The 21,232-nt window shown below is 37.0% G+C and carries 22 protein-coding genes; 14 read left to right on the top strand and 8 right to left on the bottom strand.

Annotated features, from left to right (window positions below):
• The first annotated feature begins 623 nt into the window (after positions 1 to 623).
• From AB3M96_RS10200 to AB3M96_RS10165, 8 genes are all read left to right on the top strand, one after another.
• Positions 624 to 1,811 (top strand): glycine C-acetyltransferase, encoded by a 1,188-nt coding sequence (locus tag AB3M96_RS10200; protein WP_412967500.1) that lies wholly within the window; start codon positions 624 to 626, stop codon positions 1,809 to 1,811.
• Positions 1,812 to 1,857: 46 nt separating this feature from the next.
• Positions 1,858 to 2,814 carry an L-threonine 3-dehydrogenase gene (locus AB3M96_RS10195; RefSeq protein ID WP_412967499.1) on the top strand — a complete coding sequence of 319 codons (957 nt, stop codon included), beginning with the start codon at positions 1,858 to 1,860 and terminating at the stop codon, positions 2,812 to 2,814.
• A 355-nt stretch (positions 2,815 to 3,169) separates the two neighbouring features.
• On the top strand, positions 3,170 to 4,489 hold the full coding sequence (locus AB3M96_RS10190; protein ID WP_412967498.1) for an ABC transporter substrate-binding protein: 1,320 nt from the start codon (positions 3,170 to 3,172) through the stop codon (positions 4,487 to 4,489).
• Positions 4,490 to 4,729: 240 nt separating this feature from the next.
• Positions 4,730 to 5,590: a carbohydrate ABC transporter permease gene (locus tag AB3M96_RS10185; RefSeq protein WP_412967497.1), complete on the top strand. Its 861-nt coding sequence runs from the start codon at positions 4,730 to 4,732 to the stop codon at positions 5,588 to 5,590.
• Positions 5,590 to 6,411 (top strand): carbohydrate ABC transporter permease, encoded by an 822-nt coding sequence (locus AB3M96_RS10180; RefSeq protein ID WP_412967496.1) that lies wholly within the window; start codon positions 5,590 to 5,592, stop codon positions 6,409 to 6,411. Before AB3M96_RS10185 ends, AB3M96_RS10180 begins: the two co-directional genes overlap by 1 nt.
• A gap of 191 nt (positions 6,412 to 6,602) precedes the next feature.
• Positions 6,603 to 7,622, top strand: coding sequence for a LacI family DNA-binding transcriptional regulator (locus AB3M96_RS10175; protein WP_412967495.1), 1,020 nt, complete (start codon positions 6,603 to 6,605; stop codon positions 7,620 to 7,622).
• Positions 7,623 to 7,653: 31 nt separating this feature from the next.
• On the top strand, positions 7,654 to 9,339 hold the full coding sequence (locus AB3M96_RS10170; protein ID WP_412967494.1) for a glycoside hydrolase family 13 protein: 1,686 nt from the start codon (positions 7,654 to 7,656) through the stop codon (positions 9,337 to 9,339).
• Positions 9,340 to 9,557: 218 nt separating this feature from the next.
• Positions 9,558 to 11,222 carry a glycoside hydrolase family 13 protein gene (locus AB3M96_RS10165; protein WP_412967493.1) on the top strand — a complete coding sequence of 555 codons (1,665 nt, stop codon included), beginning with the start codon at positions 9,558 to 9,560 and terminating at the stop codon, positions 11,220 to 11,222.
• A gap of 71 nt (positions 11,223 to 11,293) precedes the next feature.
• On the opposite strand, the gene AB3M96_RS10160 is transcribed toward AB3M96_RS10165, so the two are convergent.
• The 3 genes from AB3M96_RS10160 to AB3M96_RS10150 are packed head-to-tail and all read right to left on the bottom strand — an operon-like array spanning position 11,294 to position 14,584.
• Entirely contained in the window at positions 11,294 to 12,121 is an 828-nt protein-coding gene (locus AB3M96_RS10160) for a response regulator transcription factor (protein WP_412967492.1), read from the bottom strand.
• Positions 12,114 to 13,583: a sensor histidine kinase gene (locus AB3M96_RS10155; protein ID WP_412967491.1), complete on the bottom strand. Its 1,470-nt coding sequence runs from the start codon at positions 13,581 to 13,583 to the stop codon at positions 12,114 to 12,116. Before AB3M96_RS10155 ends, AB3M96_RS10160 begins: the two co-directional genes overlap by 8 nt.
• Complete coding sequence (locus AB3M96_RS10150; protein WP_412967490.1) at positions 13,580 to 14,584, bottom strand: sugar-binding protein; 1,005 nt, start codon at positions 14,582 to 14,584, stop codon at positions 13,580 to 13,582. The genes AB3M96_RS10155 and AB3M96_RS10150 overlap by 4 nt, the downstream gene beginning before the upstream one ends.
• A 161-nt stretch (positions 14,585 to 14,745) precedes the next feature.
• Here AB3M96_RS10150 and AB3M96_RS10145 point away from each other — a divergent pair, with 161 nt between their 5' ends.
• Positions 14,746 to 14,973, top strand: coding sequence for a hypothetical protein (locus AB3M96_RS10145; RefSeq protein WP_412967489.1), 228 nt, complete (start codon positions 14,746 to 14,748; stop codon positions 14,971 to 14,973).
• Between the two features lie 43 nt (positions 14,974 to 15,016).
• On the opposite strand, the gene AB3M96_RS10140 is transcribed toward AB3M96_RS10145, so the two are convergent.
• The gene (locus tag AB3M96_RS10140) at positions 15,017 to 15,160 is read right to left on the bottom strand and encodes a hypothetical protein (protein WP_412967488.1); all 144 of its coding nucleotides are present in this window, start codon (positions 15,158 to 15,160) and stop codon (positions 15,017 to 15,019) included.
• A 123-nt stretch (positions 15,161 to 15,283) separates the two neighbouring features.
• Between AB3M96_RS10140 and AB3M96_RS10135 the strand changes: the two genes are divergently transcribed.
• Complete coding sequence (locus tag AB3M96_RS10135; RefSeq protein WP_412967487.1) at positions 15,284 to 16,141, top strand: Cof-type HAD-IIB family hydrolase; 858 nt, start codon at positions 15,284 to 15,286, stop codon at positions 16,139 to 16,141.
• 240 nt (positions 16,142 to 16,381) lie between these two features.
• Here the strand turns inward: AB3M96_RS10135 and AB3M96_RS10130 are convergent, their stop codons facing one another.
• A complete protein-coding gene (locus AB3M96_RS10130; RefSeq protein ID WP_412967486.1) occupies positions 16,382 to 16,657 on the bottom strand; it encodes an alpha/beta-type small acid-soluble spore protein in 276 nt (91 codons plus the stop codon).
• 316 nt (positions 16,658 to 16,973) lie between these two features.
• Between AB3M96_RS10130 and AB3M96_RS10125 the strand changes: the two genes are divergently transcribed.
• The 3 genes from AB3M96_RS10125 (at position 16,974) to AB3M96_RS10115 (ending at position 18,283) form a co-directional block, all read left to right on the top strand.
• Complete coding sequence (locus tag AB3M96_RS10125) at positions 16,974 to 17,252, top strand: HU family DNA-binding protein (RefSeq protein ID WP_412967485.1); 279 nt, start codon at positions 16,974 to 16,976, stop codon at positions 17,250 to 17,252.
• Between the two features lie 388 nt (positions 17,253 to 17,640).
• Positions 17,641 to 17,901, top strand: a complete 261-nt coding sequence (locus tag AB3M96_RS10120; RefSeq protein WP_412967484.1) for a YwdI family protein — start codon at positions 17,641 to 17,643, stop codon at positions 17,899 to 17,901.
• A 76-nt stretch (positions 17,902 to 17,977) separates the two neighbouring features.
• The gene (locus tag AB3M96_RS10115; RefSeq protein ID WP_412967483.1) at positions 17,978 to 18,283 is read left to right on the top strand and encodes a hypothetical protein; all 306 of its coding nucleotides are present in this window, start codon (positions 17,978 to 17,980) and stop codon (positions 18,281 to 18,283) included.
• A gap of 33 nt (positions 18,284 to 18,316) precedes the next feature.
• Here AB3M96_RS10115 and AB3M96_RS10110 read toward each other — a convergent pair whose 3' ends face one another.
• From AB3M96_RS10110 to pxpB, 3 genes are read right to left on the bottom strand one after another with little or no spacing between them, the layout of a single operon-like run.
• Positions 18,317 to 19,252, bottom strand: a complete 936-nt coding sequence (locus AB3M96_RS10110) for a 5-oxoprolinase subunit C family protein (protein ID WP_412967482.1) — start codon at positions 19,250 to 19,252, stop codon at positions 18,317 to 18,319.
• Between the two features lie 3 nt (positions 19,253 to 19,255).
• Positions 19,256 to 20,014 carry a LamB/YcsF family protein gene (locus AB3M96_RS10105; protein WP_412967481.1) on the bottom strand — a complete coding sequence of 253 codons (759 nt, stop codon included), beginning with the start codon at positions 20,012 to 20,014 and terminating at the stop codon, positions 19,256 to 19,258.
• The gene (gene pxpB / locus AB3M96_RS10100) at positions 20,001 to 20,738 is read right to left on the bottom strand and encodes a 5-oxoprolinase subunit PxpB (RefSeq protein ID WP_412967480.1); all 738 of its coding nucleotides are present in this window, start codon (positions 20,736 to 20,738) and stop codon (positions 20,001 to 20,003) included. Before pxpB ends, AB3M96_RS10105 begins: the two co-directional genes overlap by 14 nt.
• Before the next feature lie 114 nt (positions 20,739 to 20,852).
• Between pxpB and AB3M96_RS10095 the strand changes: the two genes are divergently transcribed.
• A complete protein-coding gene (locus AB3M96_RS10095) occupies positions 20,853 to 21,224 on the top strand; it encodes a DUF423 domain-containing protein (RefSeq protein WP_412967479.1) in 372 nt (123 codons plus the stop codon).
• Positions 21,225 to 21,232 lie beyond the last annotated feature (8 nt).

Genomic DNA, 21,232 nt, shown 5'->3' with positions numbered 1-21,232 from the left:
GCTCGGCAATCGCCGAGTTTTCAAATAATTTTAAGTTTTGCCGGATTATATGTGGTGTTTTTCGAATTAACTAATTTATTGCCGGATTATTAACGTTTTTTTTCGGAAAAACAAAGTTTATTGCCGAATTCCTAGAATTATTGTCGAATTACAATATGAAGATAAATGTTCAAGATTGGATAAAACGCCTAACATTGCATTACACAACAAAATTTAGTAAATAATATAATAATTAGGCTGTGTTTGTTAACCTTTCTGCTCAAGTTTGTACTACAGGGTGATTGTAGCGCATGGCACGAGACTCCTGCGGGAATAGCGTGACCAAGTGAGACCCCGCAGGAGCATGCGACGAGGAGGCTCACGGTCCGCCCGCGGAAAGCGAGTGCCAGGAGCGGAAATCACCAAACTATATGCTAAGCACCTATCTAAAAAGGCAAACAACAACGGTCTTCTTGAGAGAACCAATAATTAATACCAAAAACTGTCCACTGGGTATAAACATTGTTAACTAAATGTGGTAAAGTAGATGTGAAGAATGTTGATATAAAAGGCTTGAAGAAAACACGCGTGTACACACCAGAAATACATTTGTAGTTTAAGAATAGACAAAAGGAGGATTATTTATGTCAAAGATATTAGATTCATTTTTACAGGAAAACCTTGATGATTTAAAAGCGAAGGGTCTTTACAATGTCATCGATCCTCTTCAAGGCGCAAATGGACCAATTATCAAGATTAATGGAAGAGAACTTATCAATTTATCATCGAATAATTACTTAGGTCTAGCAACGGATGACCGCTTAAAGGAAGTAGCAAAAGAAGCAATTAATACGTATGGTGTAGGAGCGGGAGCTGTTAGAACCATCAATGGAACGCTTGATCTGCATGTGAAACTTGAAGAAAAGCTTGCTGAATTTAAACATACAGAAGCAGCAATTGCCTATCAATCTGGTTTTAACTGTAACATGGCTGCTATCTCTGCAGTAATGGATAAGAATGATGCGATTCTATCAGATGAGCTTAACCATGCATCCATTATAGACGGTTGCCGACTTTCAAAGGCAAAAATTATTCGTGTGAATCATTCTGATATGGATGACTTACGTGCAAAAGCAAAAGAGGCAAAAGAGTCAGGCTTATATAAAAAAATCATGGTGATTACTGACGGTGTATTTTCTATGGATGGAGACGTTGCAAAGATACCTGAGATCGTAGAAATTGCTGAAGAATTTGACTTAATTACATATGTAGACGATGCACACGGGTCAGGTGTACTTGGAAAAGGTGCTGGAACTGTTAAACATTTTGGACTTTCAGATAAAGTAGATTTCCAAATTGGAACTCTTTCAAAAGCAATAGGAGTTGTAGGTGGATATGTAGCTGGAAAGCAAGAGTTAATAGATTGGCTTAAAGTACGTAGTAGACCATTCTTATTTTCAACAGCATTACCGCCAGCTGATGTAGTTGCTGCTACAAAAGCAATCGAAATCTTAATGAGCAGCACTGAATTACATGATAAGCTTTGGGAAAATGCGAATTATTTTAAAGAGCAATTGAAGCAACGTGGCTTCGATATAGGCCATAGTGAAACACCAATTACACCGGTAATTATCGGTGAAGAGATAAAAACGCAAGAATTTAGTAAGAGGTTAAATGAAGAAGGCGTTTATGCGAAGTCAATCGTTTTCCCAACTGTTCCTCAAGGTACGGGAAGAGTGCGTAATATGCCGACAGCGGCACATACAAAGGATATGTTAGACCGTGCTGTTGCGATTTATGAAAAAGTAGGAAAAGAAATGAATATTATCTAAAAGCTGGTCCTTTTGTTTTGACCTAGACCAACTTGGAGGAGTACAAATGAAAAAGATCGTTGTAACGGGAGCGCTTGGCCAAATTGGCTCAGAGCTTGTCACAAAAATGCGTGAAGTTTACGGTACAGATAATGTAATTGCAACTGACATCCGTCAGAATGATAGTGAAGTTGTAAAAGCAGGACCGTTTGAAATTCTAGATGTTACAGATGCAAAAGCAATGTTTGATATTTCGAAAAAATATGATGCAGATACATTAATTCATTTAGCCGCATTATTATCAGCTACAGCTGAGGCAAAACCATTGCTTGCTTGGAATTTAAATATGGGCGGATTGGTGAACGCGCTAGAAGTTGCTAGAGAATTGCGTTGTCAATTCTTTACACCAAGTTCAATTGGAGCGTTTGGACCTTCTACTCCAAAGGATAATACACCTCAAGATACAATCCAACGTCCCACGACAATGTATGGCGTAAACAAGGTATCTGGTGAGTTGTTATGTGATTATTACAATCATAAATTTGGAGTTGATACTAGAGGACTCCGATTCCCTGGATTGATTTCTTATGAAACACCTCCAGGTGGAGGAACAACTGACTACGCAGTAGAGATTTATTATGAAGCATTAAAAAATAAAGCATATAGTTCCTATATTGCAGAAGGAACATATATGGACATGATGTATATGCCAGATGCTCTTCAAGCGATCATTGACTTAATGGAAGCAGACGAGTCAAAGCTAAGACACCGTAATGCTTTCAATGTCACTGCAATGAGCTTTGCCCCTGAGGAAGTTGCGGCAGAAATTAAAAAGCATATTCCTGACTTCACAATGAAATATAGTGTCGATCCTGTGCGTCAGGCTATTGCCGAAAGCTGGCCAAATTCTATTGATGCAACAGCTGCAAAAGAAGAATGGGGCTTTAAAGCACAATATAACTTAGAATCAATGACAAAAGACATGCTTGAACAATTGAATACGAAGCTTGTAAAAAACTCCTGATCCAATCAGGAGTTTTTGTCATTCTTTGAAATTAATTTTTAATTTTTGCTTAATGTCATTTAATAAAGTTCGAAATTTGTTTAAAAAATTTTAGTTGTAATTATTTTTTGCCCATGATATTATGGTCTTGTGAAAGTGATGCAATCGTTTGCACAAACCTTATCAGTAATTTAATAAATCTATAAAACTATTACTGTACATAAGATAGTAAGTTTTATAGATTAAATGAAAGCGTTTGAATAAAAGTAGAAAAAATAGCTTTTTTCGACAAAACAGCATACTTTTATGCAAACGATTTCGCAGAGTGTGGTAAACGGTTACAACTCTTTTAAAAACAAAATGGGGGTACAAAAACATGAAGGCAAAGAAACTTTTACCATCGTTAATGGCACTATTATTCTTACTAAGTGTTGTTTTAGTTGGATGTAGTTCTAGTAACGAAGATGCTGGAGAAGAAAAAGACAACAAAGGCGGAGAATCTACAGAAAACGTAACTGTTGATATCTTCCAATTTAAAGTAGAATTTAAAGATCAATTCGAAGCTGTTGCAAAACAATATGAAGAAGCTAACAAAGGCGTAAAAATTAACATCACTACTGTTGGTGGTGGAGAAGATTACGGCGCAGCTCTTCGTTCAAAATTTGCTTCAGGTGAAGAACCAACAATTTATAATATTGGTGGACCACAAGACGTGGCTGACTGGACTGACAGCTTAGCTGATCTTTCTGATACTTCTGCTGCTGGAAAAGCTCTTGAAGGAACTCTTGAAGGAGTTACTAAAGATGGTAAAGTATTAGGTCTTCCATTTAACCAAGAAGGTTATGGATTAATTTACAATACTGCTGTATTTGAAAAAGCTGGTATTGACCCTGCAAGTATCACAACTTTAGCTGCTCTTGAAGAAGCAGTAAAAACATTAGATAGCAAGAAAGAAGATCTAGGTTTAGATGCAGTATTTGCTTTACCAGGTAAAGAAAAGTGGGTAACTGGTTTACATTTATCAAACGCTTTCTTATCTCCTGAATTTGAAGGAAATGTGCTAGGAACATTTGATTCTGCTACAGTAAAATTTGAATATGCTGATGCATTCAAAAAAGTACTTGATCTACAAAATGATTATTCAGTTCAACCAACTGTTAGCTTAGACTATGCAATGCAAGTTGAAGAATTATTCTCAACTGGTCGTGTAGCTATGATTCAACAAGGTAACTGGGTATATGGTTCAATCGCTGGTATTGACGAAGAGCTTGCTAACAATGGCGTAAGCATTCTACCAATCCCTGTTGAAGGTTACAAAGAAGATGCAATCCCAGTTGGTATTCCAATGTACTGGGCTGTAAACAGCAATAAAGAAGATGCTGAAGTGAAAGCTGCTAAAGATTTCTTAGATTGGTTATACACTTCTGAAGAAGGTAAAACTGCTGTTCTTGAAGATTTCAAATTCATTCCTGCATATGAAGGATTTGACGCTTCAAAAGTTTCTGATCCACTAGGAAAGTCAGTTTACGAGTATGCTTCTGCTGGTAAAACAATTCCTTGGGTATTCATGGGATATCCAACTGGTTGGGGAGAAAACCAACTTGGTGTTAACATCCAAAAATACCTAAGTGACGAAATGACTTGGGACGAATTAGTAAAAGAATCCCAAGCTTCTTGGGAAGATACTAGAAAATAATTAATAAACCAAAACAGAAAACAAGGCAGCACATGTTGCTTTGTTTTCTACTTTTAAGGCTCTGTTACATTTTGGTGTTGAATGAGTGATGGTAATATTCGAGACATTTGGAAAATCAATTGTGGAAACGCACTTAGGTCAACAACGAAGTATAACAGAGCCCTTATACAAATCGAACCGCAACTAATGTAATGAACTTCGTGTTTACGGTATTTCGATTGATTATTGGAGGAGTTTAAAATGCGAAACCGGAATCTATGGTACTGGCTATTTTTAGCCCCAACGTTATTAGCACTTGCTGTTGTTGTCATCGTGCCATTACTCTTTGGAACGTATTATTCATTTACAAACTGGAATGGAATAAAAATAACTGAATTTGTGGGTCTAGAACACTATCAAAAATTAGTTGGAGATAAAGAATTTAGGGATTCTTTATGGTTCACGATTAAATTCTCAGTTGTTTCTATCTTTTTAATAAACTTTTTCGGGTTATCACTAGCGTTACTAGTAACTCAAAAATTAAAGACAAACAAGCTTCTACGTACGATCTTTTTCATGCCAAACCTAATCGGTGGACTAATCTTAGGTTTCATCTGGCAATTTATCTTTATGAAGGTATTTGCTAGTATTGGAGATTTAACTGGAATTATGGCGTTTAAAGGTTGGCTTTCAACAGATACAACAGGTTTCTGGGCACTCGTTATTCTTATGAGCTGGCAGATGTCTGGTTATATCATGATTATTTATATTTCTTATTTAGAAAGTGTTCCGCAGGAGCTTTTAGAAGCTGCAGAAATAGATGGAGCAAATGCATTCCAACGTTTTATGAATGTAACATTCCCACTTGTGGCTCCAGCATTTACAGTTAGTTTGTTCTTAACTCTATCAAACTCATTTAAGCTTTATGATCAAAACCTATCATTAACAGGTGGAGGACCTTATAACTCAACACAAATGGTAGCGATGGAGATCTTTAAAACAGCATTCTCAGAAAATAACTATGCATACGGCCAGGCGAAGGCGATTGTTTTCTTTGTCATAGTAGCTGTAATATCGTTAACTCAGGTTTACATTAACAAGAAACGGGAGGTCGAAATGTAATGAAAAGTAAAAAAAGAAAATTATATTTGCTTGAATTGCTAGGCGTTGTACTTGCCCTAGTATGGCTCTCCCCTTTCTACTTGATGGTTGTAAACTCTTTTAAAACAAAAAGAGAGATCTTTACTGATACTGTTGCTCTACCAGATGAATTTACTTGGGCTAACTATGTTCAAGCTTTTCAAGAATTAGATTTTATTCGTACATTCTTTAACTCTGTATTAATTACGACTTTAGGTGTAGTAGTAATCATTATTTTTTCATCAATGGCAGCATATGCACTTAATCGAAGAAAAGGAAAAATAAGTGGTATGGTTTTCTTCCTATTTGTTGCAGCGATGTTAATTCCGTTCCAATCGGTAATGATACCGTTGGTTTCTCTGTTTGGTAAGTTTGAAATGCTAAATCGTTTTGGAATCATTTTTATGTATCTTGGATTTGGAAGTAGTTTATCCATCTTCTTGTATCATGGATCATTAAATGGTATCTCAAGATCATTAGATGAGGCTGCAACCATTGATGGTGCAAATAGATGGCAGATTTTTTGGCATATCATTTTCCCTATGTTAAAGCCGATTACAGTTACAGTAGGTATTCTTAATATCATTTGGATATGGAATGACTACTTATTACCTTCCCTTGTTATTAACAAAGAAGGCTTGCATACAATCCCGTTGAAAATGTTCTTCTTCTTTGGACAATATACAAAACAATGGCATTTGGCTCTTGCTGGATTGACTCTGGCGATTATTCCGGTCATCATTGCATACTTCTTTGCACAAAAGCAAATTATTAAAGGTATTGCAGAAGGCTCGGTTAAATAAAAATTGATAAATCAGGGGTGTAAATTTAGGAATTTAGTACCTCTTTGATATAATAGAACGTAATTAAAATGTACTTTATTCAGTTGAAGTCCACCGCTTTTCTGGTGGTGGACTGGGTACATTAAAACTAATACCTTAGGAGTTATGTAAAGTAATAAACTCTATGTGTATAAATATTCGGGAGGATACGTATGGCTATCACAATTAAAGACGTAGCAAAAGCAGCAAATGTATCTCCTTCCACGGTTTCAAGAGTTATCGCGAACAATCCTCGTATAAGTGAAGAGACGAAGAGACGTGTCAGAGAAGCGATGGACAAATTAGGGTATCATCCAAATTTCCAAGCACGAAGTCTAGCTGTTAAAAGCACGGAGACAATCGGTATTGTCATGCCATTTTCAGCATCCCAAGTGCTTCAAGACCCCTTCTTTCCTGAAGTTATTAGAGGCATTAGCCGTAAAGCGAGAGAACATCGCTTTGGTATGTATCTTTCAACTGGTGGAACTGAGGATGAGATCTTGGAAGAAGTCATTGGGATGGTGCAAGGTAAACGTGTGGATGGATTGATATTATTATATTCTCGTACTGATGACAGACTAATTAAATATCTGCTTGAGGTAGACTTTCCGTTTACGGTTATTGGGCGCCCTTTTGTTGGGGCTGAACGAGTCACTCATGTAGATAACGATAATATATACATTACGAAAGTTGTAACGGATTACTTAATTCAATTAGGCCATAAAAAAATAGCATTTGTAGGCGTGGATTTTGACTTTGTTTTTACAATTGACCGATTAGAGGGCTATAAACAGGCACTAACTGAAGCAGGTATTCCCTTTAAAGAGAATTATATCATTCATAGAACGAGGTTAAATGAAGGAAGACAGGCAATTAAATCTTTCTTGTCTACTGTGGAACCACCAACTGCACTAGTATGTGCGGATGACTTTTTAGCAATAGAATTAATGAGTCATCTTGAGGCGTTACATATACACGTACCTGAGGAAGTGTCAGTTGTAAGTTTTAACAATGTTTTACTTGCTGAACATTCAAAACCACCTTTAACTTCAGTGGATATTGATATTTTTCAATTAGGACTTGAAGGTGCTAATTGTTTAATTGAAAAAATTAAAAATCCGGACGTATTACCTAAGCGAATTACAATTCCAGCAAAATTAATAGAGAGAAAATCAAGTGCTAAACTTCAGTAAATACATTTGAGAGAAAGTGAGAATCGTGGGCATGGAAAACAAAACATGGTGGAAAGAAAGTGTTGTGTATCAAATTTACCCAAGAAGCTTCAATGATACGAATGGCGATGGCATCGGCGATCTTAAAGGCATTACGGAGAAGCTTGATTATTTAAAGGACTTGGGTGTTAATGTGATTTGGCTCTCCCCTGTTTATGAATCACCTAACGATGACAATGGCTATGACATTAGTAATTATCGTGAAATCATGAAGGAATTTGGAACCATGGCAGATTGGGAAGAACTACTTCATGAAATGCATAAACGAGATATGAAGCTAATGATGGATTTAGTTGTGAATCATTCATCAGATGAACACGAGTGGTTCCAACAATCGAGAAGTTCCAAAGATAACCCTTATCGAGATTACTATATATGGCGCCCTGGTAAGGATGGCAAAGAACCAAACAATTGGGAGTCCATTTTCAGTGGCTCCGCATGGCAATACGATGAGAAAACTGACGAGTATTATTTACATTTATTTAGCAAAAAACAACCTGATTTAAACTGGGAAAATCCAAAGGTTCGTAGAGAAGTTTACGATCTTATGACCTTCTGGTTAGAAAAAGGCATTGATGGATTCCGAATGGATGTAATTAATATGATATCAAAGGTACCGGGTCTGCCTGATGGAGAATTACAGGAAGGTAAGAAGTATGCTCCTGGTGGAGATTATTATATGAATGGCCCTAGAATGCATGAATTCCTTCAAGAGATGAATAAAGAGGTTTTATCCAAATACGATATCATGACAGTTGGTGAAATGCCAGGTGTTGACCCACATCAAGCTCAGCTTTATACAGGTGCTGAACGTAACGAATTAAACATGGTATTTCAGTTTGAACATATGGATCTTGATTCAGGTCCGACTGGTAAATGGGATCTTCGTCCGTGGACTCTTCATGACTTGAAGCAGACTTTTACAAAATGGCAAAAAGGTTTAGAGGAAAATGGATGGAATAGCTTGTATTTAAACAATCATGACCAACCAAGAATGGTATCTCGCTTTGGAAATGACGGTGAGTATTGGCTAGAGTCTGCTAAAATGCTAGGAACATTCCTTCATATGCTTCATGGTACTCCTTATATTTACCAAGGTGAAGAGCTTGGTATGACAAATGTGAAATTTGATTCAATTGAGGATTATCAAGATATTGAGACGCTGAATATGTACAAAGAAAAGCGTGAAGCTGGAATCAATCCAGAGCAAATTATGCAGTCGATCTATGTAAAAGGAAGAGATAACGCTAGAACACCAATGCAGTGGAATGACAGTGAACATGCGGGCTTTACGACAGGTACTCCTTGGTTAAAGGTAAATCCGAATTACAAGGATATAAACGCAAGTAAGCAAGTAAATGATCCAGAATCAGTATTTCACTATTATAAACAATTGATTGAACTACGTAAGAAACACGAAATTATTGTGTATGGTACCTATGATTTGATACTGCCAGAGCATTCAACAATTTATGCGTACACAAGAACACTAGGCAATGAAAAACTCCTTGTCGTGTTAAACTTTGCGAAAGAAAATACCGAATTTGAGCTTCCTTCTGAATGTGTGTACACCACTAAGGAATTACTAATAAGCAATTACGACGTAAATGAAACTGAGACCATTGAAAAAATTCAACTTAGACCGTTTGAAGCTCGTGTTTATAAGCTAGCACTTTAATAGGTGCTTCTTATTTTTTACTTTAAGAAGGTTCAGCCTTAAAGGGTTAAAGTGTAAAAAAGACATCGATTTTCGCCCTTATTGGCGGCAAATCATTTTTTTCTTAAAATGTTCACTTTATCACAAGAAATCAAACAATTGCGAGTCTTAAAAAACCTGAATGATAACGATACTCTGTAAACCATACTAAGAACAAACGCAGAAAAGAGAGGATTTATATGAAGCAAGCATGGTGGAAAGAAGCCGTTGCCTATCAAATTTATCCAAGAAGCTTTATGGATTCAAATGGTGATGGGATTGGTGATATACAAGGTATTATTTCTAAACTAGATTATGTAAAAGAATTAGGCATTGACGTTATTTGGATTTGCCCTGTTTTCAAGTCTCCAAACGATGACAATGGCTATGACATCAGTGATTACCAAGATATCCTGGATGATTTTGGATCAATGGAGGACTTTGATCAGCTTCTTGAGGAAACTCATAATCGTGGAATGAAGCTAATTGTTGACCTCGTAATTAATCATACAAGTGATGAGCATCCTTGGTTTATCGAATCTCGTTCTTCGAAGGATAATCCAAAACGAGATTGGTATATTTGGGGCGATGGAAAGAACGGGAAAGAGCCTAATAACTGGGAAAGTATTTTTAGTGGACCAGCTTGGGAGTATGATGAAAAAACCGATCAATACTATATGCACATCTTTTCAACTAAGCAACCTGATTTAAACTGGGAAAACAAAGACGTTAGAGATGCGTTATATAAGATGATTAATTGGTGGCTGGACAAAGGAATTGATGGCTTCCGTGTTGATGCGATTAGTCATATTAAAAAGGTTCCGGGGCTTCCTGACCTTCCAAATCCAAAAGGGTTAAAATATGTTTCTTCTTTTGAAGGTCATATGAACAGAGAAGGCATCCAGGAGTTTTTAGGAGAACTAAAAGAAGAAACCTTTGCTAAGTACAATATTATGACCGTTGGCGAAGCGAATGGTGTAAGCATTGAAGATGCAGAGGAATGGGTTGGCGAAGAAAAAGGTAAATTCAACATGGTGTTCCAGTTTGAGCACTTAGGCTTATGGGACGCTGAGAAAAAGCAGGAACTTGACATTGTTGAGCTCAAAAAAGTCTTTACAAGATGGCAAAAAGGCCTTGAAGAAAAAGGTTGGAACGCGTTGTTTATTGAAAATCATGATAAGCCAAGAGTTGTTTCAACATGGGGAAATGATACAGAATATTGGAGCGAAAGTGCAACTGCTTTAGGAACGATGTATTTCTTAATGCAAGGGACTCCATTTATTTACCAAGGCCAGGAAATTGGTATGACGAATGTTCATTATCCGTCCATTGATGACTATGATGATGTAGCTACGAAAAATCTGTATAAGGAGAAGCGTAGCGAGGGTGTATCACATGAGGATATTATGGAAGTCATTTGGGCTTCTAGTCGTGATAATTCAAGAACTCCAATGCAATGGTCAGACGAAGTAAATGCCGGTTTCTCAAAGAGTACTCCTTGGATAGGAGTTAATCCAAACTATCAGGAGATAAATGTAGTCAAACAAGAGCAGGATGAAAATTCAATCCTACATTTTTATAAAGAAATGATTAAAGTAAAGAAAGCAAACAAAGTGTTTACCTATGGAACCTATGATTTGCTTCTTGAGGAAGATCCACAATTGTACGTATATACTCGTACACTAGATGAGGAAAAAGTAATTGTCATTTCCAACTTATCAACAAAGCCTGCAGTATGTAGCCTTCCTAAGATTGAGCTTAATCATGAAGGGTTAATGCTGCATAACTACAAGGTAGGCGAACATTCACCAGCATCTGAAATTGAGTTAAAGCCTTACGAAGCTAGAGTGTATAGACTATCTTAATAAGAAAACCTATGCTTATCCACATGTGGATGAACATAGGTTTTTTTGTTTGGAGTTAGTTTATCCACAAATTACCCCTGCGTAATACTACGATACTCTGTTGGAGATAGACCGGTATATTTTTTAAAGGCTCTACTAAAATAGTTTGGATCTTTGTAGCCGACAGAATAACAAATTTCTTTCAAGCTTTTTGTAGGATCTTTCATCTCTTTTTTCGCATGATTCATTCTGATCGTTGTCACATAGTCAATAAAGGTTACCCCAAAGTTCTCCTTAAAAAACTTGCTAAAATAAACGGGACTTAGTTCAACATGCTCAGCTACTTCCTCAAGTGTAAGAGAATCACTGAATTTGTTTTCAATATATTCTTTTGCTTTTGTAAGGATTTTTTTGGCCTGATTACTTTTCCAAGCGTCCACTAATTCGCTATGGTCGTCTTCTAGAAAACCTTCGTTCTGAGTCAGAGCAAGTAATTGCTTCAATCGTGCTCTAAGCTCTTTTTGCTCCTCAAGCTGTTTTCTTTCCTGTTCAATTTCTCCTTTTACACGTTCAACAGATGCGAGAATATCTTCCTTGCGGCTTGGCTTCAGAATATAATCCTTTACCCCCTGCTTCATAACCTCTTTTGCATATTCAAACGTGTTAAAGGCGGAGACCATAATGAACTTTGTGTCAGGTAATAGCTCCTTTATTTGTTTAACAGCCTCCACACCGTCGATTCCAGGCATTTTTATATCCATTAACATAAGATCTGGTTGATGAAGTTGCGCCTTTTCGATGGCAACACGGCCATTGGGTGCTTCATCAATTACTTCAACGTCAGGAAACTCTGTTGAAATGATTTTAGATAATGCTTTACGCTCTAATAATTCATCATCAACAATAATTACCTTAAGCATGGTCACTCACCTCTTTAAAATCATAAGGTAGTAAAAGCCGGAAAGTGGTGCCTACCCCTTCTTCTGACTCAATTTCAACTACATCAGTTTGTTTATAAAATAATTGTAATCGCTGAATAACATTCTTTACACCAATACCAGTTGAATGCCCTGTCGACTTCTCATTAAGAACCAATTCTTGCGGCTCAATTCCAGAAGTGATTTTACGTAGTCTTTCAAGTGTAAGTTCGTCCATCCCTACTCCATTATCACTGACTTCTACATAAATTCGATCGCCCTTTTTAAAGACCTTCACTGTAATCGTACCTCCATCCTCATTTGATTCAATTCCATGGATAAAGGCATTTTCAATGAGAGGCTGGAGAATCAAACAAGGGATCTCGATATTTAGGCAGTCCTGGTCAACATCTGTTAGAAAATTAATACGTTCACCAAACCGGGTACGCTGAATGTAAAAATACTCTTTAACAATTTTTATTTCATTTAACAAGGTTGATGATTTATTTAAGTCTCCAAGATTATATCGAAGTAAAGCAGCAACTGCCTCTATTAGCCGAGATGTATTATGCGCTTCTTCTAAATATGCCATTTTTGAGACTGTATTTAAGGTGTTAAAAAGGAAGTGCGGATTGATTTGATTTTGTAAGCTTTTAAGCTCTAATTCTTTTAAAAGTTTATCTAACTCAGACTTTTGCTTAATTTCATTTACAAGCTGCCGGATATTAAGTCTCATTTGGTTAAAGGTATTCGTGAGAAGCTTAAGTTCGTCATTAGTAGTTGGTTTCAGGTCAGCGCCTGAAAAGTTCCCTTCTGAGATTTCACCAGCGACTTCAGATAATTGCCGGATTGGTTTCGTAATTCCGCCTGATAACCACAAAGCAAGTAAGGTGCTTAATAAAAAGGTGGAGCTAAATAATGAAAAGCCCATTAATTTATAATATTGATTTTGTTTAGCGATTTCTTCATAAAATAGTTGATAATCAGTTAACTCATTATTTAACAACGATAATGTCGTTTCTTGGATAAAACCTGCGTATTTAAGAGCATCATTTAAATGTGCAGGATACAGGTTTATTTCTTTATTTTGAAAGGATTCAATCGTTAAATCAGTTGATTCTATGAAACTCGATATCATATTTTTATAGTTGGTCACAGCAATTGTGTTATGTTTATTTTTAAGCTGCCGCAACAGCTGTTCCTGATACCCTACAAGGCCACTTCTTGCCTGCAAGTATTCGGTTAAAAAGTTTATATCCTCTTCGACTATATAAGCATGAACTTTCTCGTTAACGAGGTTAACCTGCTGAGAAATATCATTAAGAAGCAGGAATTGTTCAAAACTGCCATCATATTCAGAGACAATTTTTTCACTACTTTTGTAGAACAAAAAAGCAACAGCATTTAATAGCAAAAACACGATCATAAAGTAAAGAAGTAATTTAGTTCTAATTCGAAAAATCATGATGGATTCACCCTTATTATGCTGTTTGAATCAAGAGGCAGATCTTTTTTTCGAATCACCTTCGTCTCTGTATGAACAGTTGTTGGAACACTTTTACCTTCCATATGATTAATCATCATTTGAACCGCGCGGTATCCCATTTCATAGGGTTGCTGTACAACAGTTGCCTCAATTGTCCCTTTTTCTATTAAATCTAGCGTGTCTTCTATTGTATCGAAAGCAATTACATATATTTCATCCTGTTTATTATAAAATTCAATAACCTGTGCAATCCCGATTCCATCAAGCGCACTTGTCCCGTAAAAGGCATTTACCTCTGGATGCTCCTGCAGTACTTTGTTTGCAGCTTCAGCGGCCTTTACACGCGTGATATTCGACTCTTCAATGGCGACTATATTAATACCTTCAGCTTGCTTTATTGCATCCTTAAAACCCTGTACACGGAGTTGTTGAGCAGATGTAGAAAAGCTTCCGGTAATAATAGCAACATTTGCGTTACCACCAGTATCCTTAATTAATGCTTGGCCCGCAATAAAGCCGGAGTAATAATTGTCAGTACCTACATAAGATAAGCGCTTACTTTTTGTTGCATCTGTATCGACCGTAATTACGGGTATGCCCTTTTCAACAAACTGATTAATTAAGGGTGTGAATTGGTCTTCGTGAAGGCCTTGTGTCAGAATCCCATCTACTCTTGAAGCGGCAGCCATTTCAAGTGTTTTGATATGTTCTTCAAGGTTTGCTTGTGTAGGCCCCATATATTCAAGAATAACGTTATTATGAGCCGCGGCAGCCTTTGCCCCACTTTCAACTAGCCGCCAATAATCATTATCTAGCTCCTCTGGGACCAATACAAAATGGTAGCGTGGTGCTTCTGTACTAGCTGGCTCAGACTCCTCGCCTATATGAAAGATTTGATAAGCGTAATAACAGGTTAGTGAAAAAGTAATAAGAAAGAGGACAACACCGATACTATATAAGACTTTTGTCAGGTTTGACATCGCCAATCCTCCAAGTTATAAAAGATGTGTAAACGTTTTACTAGTTTGTTTACTTCTCATTTTATCGGTTAAATAGCTTGATGTATATGAGTTTTTATTGGAATATGGAAATAGAGAGTTTTCTGAAAAGTCGTAGTTAAAAAGAGTGAGGGGGAGGTAATTTGTTTTTACTATTAGCTATTGTTTTAGCAACTATAGTAGGATATCTGTTACTTATGCTTGGGCCGTGGTTTGGTGGTGTTTTGGCATTTGGAATCGTTGTTGGATGTCTAATTAAAGGATTGTATCTATTACAAGATATAAGCAAAAGGCTTGAAAAAATAGCTCCAAGGGATGATAGAGTTAAGGTTGCTTATGATGAATATATAGAGCAAAGGGAAATTAATTAATAGTAAAAAGCTGCTCCTTTTTTATTGGGAACAGCTTTTGGTTTTATTTATTATCCTTTTCTCCTACTTCATTACCCGTTGTGTACTCATAGCTTGCCTCATAGCCTGATTCTCTCGCTTTAGGCCCCTTTGCAGCTTTGTATTGGCTATGGTTCGTTTGACCTACTCTGTTTTGCTGTTTATCCATTGTGTTACTTCCTTTCCTTTTCACTCGTTTGTAATATGTTCTAAAGAATATTAAAATATGTAATTATAAACGGATATAAAAATCAGCTAGAACTGGACAATATTATAGAAATAAGGTGTAAAAATGATTAAGTGTATTGCAACTGATATGGACGGGACACTTTTAAATAGTGACCATGTCATTAGCCAGGAGACAAGAGAGGCTATTCTACAGGCGCAGCAACAAGGAATAATGGTTGTAGCGGCAACTGGCAGATCATATGATGAAGCAAAATATGTGTTAGTTGATGCGGGGATTCAGTGCCCGATCATTTGTGCGAACGGTGGAGAAATTCGTTCTGAAAATGGTGAAATTTTGCTATCAAATCCAATTAATATCTCTAAGGCTGGAGAGGTTATGAAGGTTCTCAAAGAGAACGAAATGTATTTTGAGTTGTATACATCAACTGGTACATATTCGGATGATTATGATAAAGCGATCACAATTATCATGGACATTTTTATGAGTCATAGCTTGAAGAGTAACTATGAGAAGTCTCTTGAAGCAGCAAAGGAACGGTTTGAGAGCGGACTCATCCACCTAGTTGATAACTTCGAGTCAGTACTTGAAAAAGAAGGAAACGGAGCAAATAAATTTATTGCTTTTTCATTCAATAAAGAAAAACTTGAAAGAGTTAAGAAGCAATTAGCTGCTATAGAGGATATTGCAGTTAGTTCTTCAGGTAAAGAGAATATTGAAGTAAACTCAATTTACGCACAAAAAGGTAATGCGCTAGCTGCTTTTACTGCGAAACATGGAATTAGTTTAGAAGAAACCATGGCTATTGGTGATAACTATAATGATGTATCCATGTTTAAAAAAGCGGGACTTGCGGTAGCAATGGGGAATGCGCCTGACGATATTAAGGAATTGTGCCATAAAGTTACCGATACTAACGAAAATCATGGAGTTGCTAAGGCAATTTTGAATGTTTTGAAGTAAGACCTTTGTTTTTGACTCACCTTTTGGTGGGTTTTTTTCTATTTTACAGTTGAAAATTGCGTGGGAAAAAGGGCTTATGGTTTTTAAATTGGATTTATGGTTTTTAGCGGAGAAATACGGTTTTTAATTTAAATTTACGATTTTTAGCAGGAAAATACGGTTTTTAATTTAAATTTACGATTTTTAGCAATTTATGAACACCAAAAGAAAGAGGTACTCAACCGGTACCCCCACTTCTCTTTACCGTTTATTTAAATTTTCCTGTGCTATCCGGATCATTTCTTTAACCATATTACCACCAATGTTTCCGCCAACCTTACCAGCCTGCTTTGAAGTAAGTCCCCCGTTATAGTCTTGATTGAGCGGGATTCCTAGTTCCTTTGCTACTTCATATTTGACTTGATCAGGATTTGCCGGGTCGGATTTGTATCCCTGTTTTTTCATGACTTCAGCCTTTAGCTGGTCTAGCCCTTGTCGGGCTTCCGGTATTAGTGGTCGCCGTTTTCTTCGTGCCATATATTTACTACCTCCCTTTTTATAGCCAAAATATGTCTTTAATAATACTTTTTTATTAGGTTTCCCAAAAAAATTATAAATTTTAATAGAATAAAAAATAGATTTGTGGTAAAACTTGGATAGTAAGAGAAGCTATTAATAAATTTTTTAGCAAAAAGTTAGGGATTTTGGTTTGAAAACCTTGTATTTTGGCTAATCTAGTGATGTAATAGCTTATACCACAAGTTTAATAGGGAAATTAGTAAGTAAAACTTGCAAACCTATGTTAAATCGTGGTAAAAAGAATATGTGTTTATTTGGAGAGGAGAATTTTAAAATGAACAAAACAGAATTAATCTCAGCAGTTGCTGAAAGTGCAGAACTATCAAAAAAGGATGCTACTAAAGCTGTAGACGCAGTATTTGAAGCAGTTCAAAACGCATTAAGCAGCGGTGATAAAGTACAATTAATCGGTTTCGGTAACTTCGAAGTACGTGAGCGTGCTGCTCGTAAAGGTCGTAACCCACAAACTGGTGAAGAAATCGAAATCGCAGCAAGCAAAGTACCAGCTTTCAAACCTGGTAAAGCTCTTAAAGACGCAGTTTCTGGTAAGTAATCGTAGCCTACATAATGCGTCAACGCCCTTCAGATAAGCCTGAAGGGCTTTTCATTTGCCCTCTTTCATGCAATAAAGCGCAAATCTCGCATAAAAAGCTCCTATCCTTTCTCCAAATACTAGATTCCCAAAATGAAAGTTTGACGGCTTTTAGAACTCGTGTAAGAATAGAAGCAAGAATATTAAAGGTCGTGGCTTCACATGCAAAAAAAGATAAATTGTATAAAATGCAAGCATTTTTACACCACTTGGGATCCTAAATTCCCTAGGGGCTGCAAAGCATTTAATTTTAAAACACATACAATTCCTTCGGTAACGGTATTTCAATCTTCTGGTTCAGACTGTATGAAGTATGAGGAAAAGCTTAAAAAGTAGTGGAGTGAGTACATTGAACATTTCAGTAAATAAAATTATCGATAAAATGCAACAAGAGATTCTTATGGCTAAAAGTGAAGGAAATGAGCAGAAAATAAGGGAGCGTTTAATGGCAATAAGGACACTATGTGACCTTGTTTTAGAAGAGTCCCCTGCAAAAGCTCCTATTGTAGAGAAAAAGGTCATACCTGCGGTTTTACAAACAAATACGGTCGTAAACACTCCGAAATTACAGGAAGAGGACGCTAATGGAGACTCTCTGTTTGATTTTTAAGTAACCGATTTTCGCCTCATATTTCTTATTTCTTCGGTTACATTAAAGGTAATAATAGAAAAAATGAGGTGGAAAGATGTCAGGTTTATCTTGGGATGGAACAGGGTCTCACACAAGGATTTTCCCATTGGATTCCGATTCGTTTGATAATGCAAAATTAACAGAGGACCGCTATGAGGTCTTTGTAAACGGTGAATTGGTAGGAAATAAAACTTTGTTAAATCAAAATGATAGCCTTACAGATATTGATGATTTCTTGCGTGCGAAGGGGTTTTCTACTTACACAACCACTCAAAATGGAGACCATTACGACATTCAAGTATCAGAGGTTGAGCGTAAGGATATTAAAGATACTTTACAGGTTTATTTGAATAATCGATAATAACTATACCCCAAGGCTATGCAAGCCATGGGGTTATTTAATGAATGATTCCAGGGTTTGAAAAAACTTCGCTCTTTTTTGATAGAGTCTATGTGCCTCTTCAACAGTACAGGATATAAAGTGAATGGTGCCCCCAGGTGGTAGTTGGGCTATTTTATAGATATCAACGGTAATGACATTTGCAATCCGGGTATAGCCACCAGTTGTTTGACGGTCTGCTAAAAGAACAATTGGTTCACCATTGCTAGGTACCTGGATCCCACCGAGTGGTATTGCATCAGAAGGAATATCAGCTGTTGTTTTATGTACCAATGGAGAAGTCCCTTTTAGGCGATACCCCATACGGTCACCTTGTTGTACTTGAAATGGTTTGTTCAAAAATAACTCAATTGATTCATCGGTAAAATATTGTTCTTGTGGGCCAAGTATAACCCTCGCAGTAATCTTTTTTGAAAAGGTTGGAATTACATCAGGAGTTAATCCAAACCGATATGTAGTCTCATTTTTATAACCAAATAAGGTATCTCCGTTTTCAATTGCAGTACCAAGGTTTGCTTTCCCATAATAGGACTTGCTGCCAAGTACCTCTTTCGCTTGAAATCCCCCTGAAACGGCAAGATATGTTCGCACTCCTGATACAGACTTGCCAAATTCAATAATATCCCCTTTTTTAACTATAAATGACTTCCATAATGGTGCGTTACGGCCGTTCACTTTCATGCTTAAGTCTGCACCACATACAGCAATGACAAGCGAGGTTGCTTCCACACGTAAAATAGGCCCAATCATAGTGATTTCGAGAGTGGCTTCTGTTCTAGGATTGCCAACTAGGATATTTGCCAGTTGGCTGGAATACGAATCCATTGCGCCACTTGTTACAACACCAAACTGCTGATAGCCAAATCTTCCTAGGTCTTGAAATGATGTATATAGGCCCTTCTTTATCACTTTAAATAGTGGAATATTCATAGCTTACCCTAGCGCCTTAACCGTAATTTTTTCAGCTGCAAGCGCGTCTCTTAGTTCTTTTACGAAGGAAAGCGCCTGTAAATTATCACCGTGAACACAAATGGACTCTGCTTCGATTGGAATGATCTCACCTGTCACTGTTTCAACTCTTTGCTGTTTAACCATCTGGAGGACCTGATTTATTGCTGTTTGGCTATCATGGATAAGTGCATTACTTTCACTTCTTGGCGTCAATGTACCATTAGGTTGATATGTACGATCGGCAAAGACTTCGGATACTGTTTTAAGTTCGAATTTTTTACCAGCCTCAATGAGTCTACTTCCAGCTAGTCCATATAAAAGTAACGATGAGTCAAAATCATATACGGCCTTTGCAATTGCTTCAGCAAGGTTTCTATCGATTGCTGCCATATTATATAAAGCACCATGAGGTTTGACGTGTGTGAGCCTCACATGATGTATCTGGCAAAACGCTGATAGAGCTCCCAATTGGTATAGTAGTAAATCATAAACATCAGATGGTGACATGGACATCGGTCTACGCCCAAACCCAACTAGGTCTTGAAAGCCAGGATGTGCTCCAATAGCTACCCCTTTTTCCTTTGCCAATTTCACGGTTTTGCTCATAATGTGAGGGTCGCCTGCATGAAAGCCACATGCTATGTTTGCACTTGTTATATAATCAAAAACTTGTTCTTCATTTCCAATTTTGTAGGCACCAAAACTTTCGCCTACGTCACTATTTAGGTCAATCTGTTTCATTTTTTATCACCTCTCGTTGAACTTCATATTTATTTTCGTTAATTTGGGCTTCTATCTCATAAAATTCATCTCGTGAAATAGGTGTAAAACGGATTGTATCCCCTGCTTTAAGTAAAAATGGGGAAGATTTTGTCGGGTCAAATAAACGGACAGGAGTTCTGCCAATTAGATTCCAGCCACCTGGAGACTCAAGTGGATAGATACCTGTTTGATTGCCACCTATGCCAACCGCTCCCTGTGGAACCTTTAGACGCGGAGTAGCCAATCGAGGTGTCTTAATTTCATCTTTGAGTCCATTAAGATAAGGAAAACCAGGTAAAAATCCAATCATGTAAACGAGGTAATTAGCACTGCAATGTAGTTTAATTACTTCCTCTTCTGTTAGGTTATGAATCAAGGCAACATGTTCAAGATCCTCCCCAAATGTGCTGCCATAGCATGTGGGAATTGTTATGATTTCTTTTGTGGGGGTATCGCGTTCGCCCTTGACTAATATGCTGTAAGAAAGCACAAATTTATAGACATCAAAGTAGGTTGTAACAAGTGGGTCATAGTACACGGTTATCGTATTAAAACCTGGCACAATTTCAACGACACCAAGAAGATTTAATTCTCTAATAGCCTTACAGGTTTCCTGAATTCTTCTATGTAACGTTTCAGTGACTGGTAATTTGTATGTGACGTGAACCGCCATATCTCCTGACGAAAAAACTTCAATTTCCATAGCCAGTCCCCCTTCCCTACTACTATCTTATAATGAATATGATAAAATAAAAGAGGAATTTTTAGAAAAACATGCCGTCAAGGTGGCGGAAGACAAAAAGGCAGGAGAAAATACATGAAGCTATTTGTAATTTTAGGAGCGGTTAATGCGTTTTTAGCAGTTGCACTAGGTGCATTTGGTGCACACGGTTTAGAAGGAAAAATATCAGAGAAATATTTAAAGACTTGGAATACTGCAGTTCAATACCAAATGTTCCATGCAATCGGATTGTTTGTAGTAGGATTTTTAGCTGACAAGTTCCCACAAACAAACCTCATTACATCTGCAGGTTGGAGTATGTTAATTGGAATTATTTTATTCTCAGGAAGCTTGTATGTTTTAAGTACAACCGGTATCAAGGTTCTTGGAGCGATTACTCCTCTGGGCGGCGTTGCATTCTTAATAGGATGGGTACTGCTTGGTGTGGCTGCGTCAAAGCTTTTATAGAATGAAAA

The sequence above is a fragment of the Ferdinandcohnia jepli genome, assembly GCF_047246645.1.
Taxonomy (GTDB): domain Bacteria; phylum Bacillota; class Bacilli; order Bacillales; family Bacillaceae_L; genus Ferdinandcohnia.
This window is presented reverse-complemented; position numbering and strand designations above follow the sequence as displayed.

What these genes read in the sequence shown, in the direction of transcription:
- AB3M96_RS10200 (WP_412967500.1), top strand. Translation starts at nt 624, where the DNA reads ATGTCAAAGATATTAGATTCATTTTTACAGGAAAACCTTGATGATTTA.
- AB3M96_RS10195 (WP_412967499.1), top strand. Translation starts at nt 1,858, where the DNA reads ATGAAAAAGATCGTTGTAACGGGAGCGCTTGGCCAAATTGGCTCAGAG.
- AB3M96_RS10190 (WP_412967498.1), top strand. Translation starts at nt 3,170, where the DNA reads ATGAAGGCAAAGAAACTTTTACCATCGTTAATGGCACTATTATTCTTA.
- AB3M96_RS10185 (WP_412967497.1), top strand. Translation starts at nt 4,730, where the DNA reads ATGCGAAACCGGAATCTATGGTACTGGCTATTTTTAGCCCCAACGTTA.
- AB3M96_RS10180 (WP_412967496.1), top strand. Translation starts at nt 5,590, where the DNA reads ATGAAAAGTAAAAAAAGAAAATTATATTTGCTTGAATTGCTAGGCGTT.
- AB3M96_RS10175 (WP_412967495.1), top strand. Translation starts at nt 6,603, where the DNA reads ATGGCTATCACAATTAAAGACGTAGCAAAAGCAGCAAATGTATCTCCT.
- AB3M96_RS10170 (WP_412967494.1), top strand. Translation starts at nt 7,654, where the DNA reads ATGGAAAACAAAACATGGTGGAAAGAAAGTGTTGTGTATCAAATTTAC.
- AB3M96_RS10165 (WP_412967493.1), top strand. Translation starts at nt 9,558, where the DNA reads ATGAAGCAAGCATGGTGGAAAGAAGCCGTTGCCTATCAAATTTATCCA.
- AB3M96_RS10160 (WP_412967492.1), bottom strand. Translation starts at nt 12,121, where the DNA reads ATGCTTAAGGTAATTATTGTTGATGATGAATTATTAGAGCGTAAAGCA.
- AB3M96_RS10155 (WP_412967491.1), bottom strand. Translation starts at nt 13,583, where the DNA reads ATGATTTTTCGAATTAGAACTAAATTACTTCTTTACTTTATGATCGTG.
- AB3M96_RS10150 (WP_412967490.1), bottom strand. Translation starts at nt 14,584, where the DNA reads ATGTCAAACCTGACAAAAGTCTTATATAGTATCGGTGTTGTCCTCTTT.
- AB3M96_RS10140 (WP_412967488.1), bottom strand. Translation starts at nt 15,160, where the DNA reads ATGGATAAACAGCAAAACAGAGTAGGTCAAACGAACCATAGCCAATAC.
- AB3M96_RS10135 (WP_412967487.1), top strand. Translation starts at nt 15,284, where the DNA reads ATGATTAAGTGTATTGCAACTGATATGGACGGGACACTTTTAAATAGT.
- AB3M96_RS10130 (WP_412967486.1), bottom strand. Translation starts at nt 16,657, where the DNA reads ATGGCACGAAGAAAACGGCGACCACTAATACCGGAAGCCCGACAAGGG.
- AB3M96_RS10125 (WP_412967485.1), top strand. Translation starts at nt 16,974, where the DNA reads ATGAACAAAACAGAATTAATCTCAGCAGTTGCTGAAAGTGCAGAACTA.
- AB3M96_RS10115 (WP_412967483.1), top strand. Translation starts at nt 17,978, where the DNA reads ATGTCAGGTTTATCTTGGGATGGAACAGGGTCTCACACAAGGATTTTC.
- AB3M96_RS10110 (WP_412967482.1), bottom strand. Translation starts at nt 19,252, where the DNA reads ATGAATATTCCACTATTTAAAGTGATAAAGAAGGGCCTATATACATCA.
- AB3M96_RS10105 (WP_412967481.1), bottom strand. Translation starts at nt 20,014, where the DNA reads ATGAAACAGATTGACCTAAATAGTGACGTAGGCGAAAGTTTTGGTGCC.
- pxpB (WP_412967480.1), bottom strand. Translation starts at nt 20,738, where the DNA reads ATGGAAATTGAAGTTTTTTCGTCAGGAGATATGGCGGTTCACGTCACA.
- AB3M96_RS10095 (WP_412967479.1), top strand. Translation starts at nt 20,853, where the DNA reads ATGAAGCTATTTGTAATTTTAGGAGCGGTTAATGCGTTTTTAGCAGTT.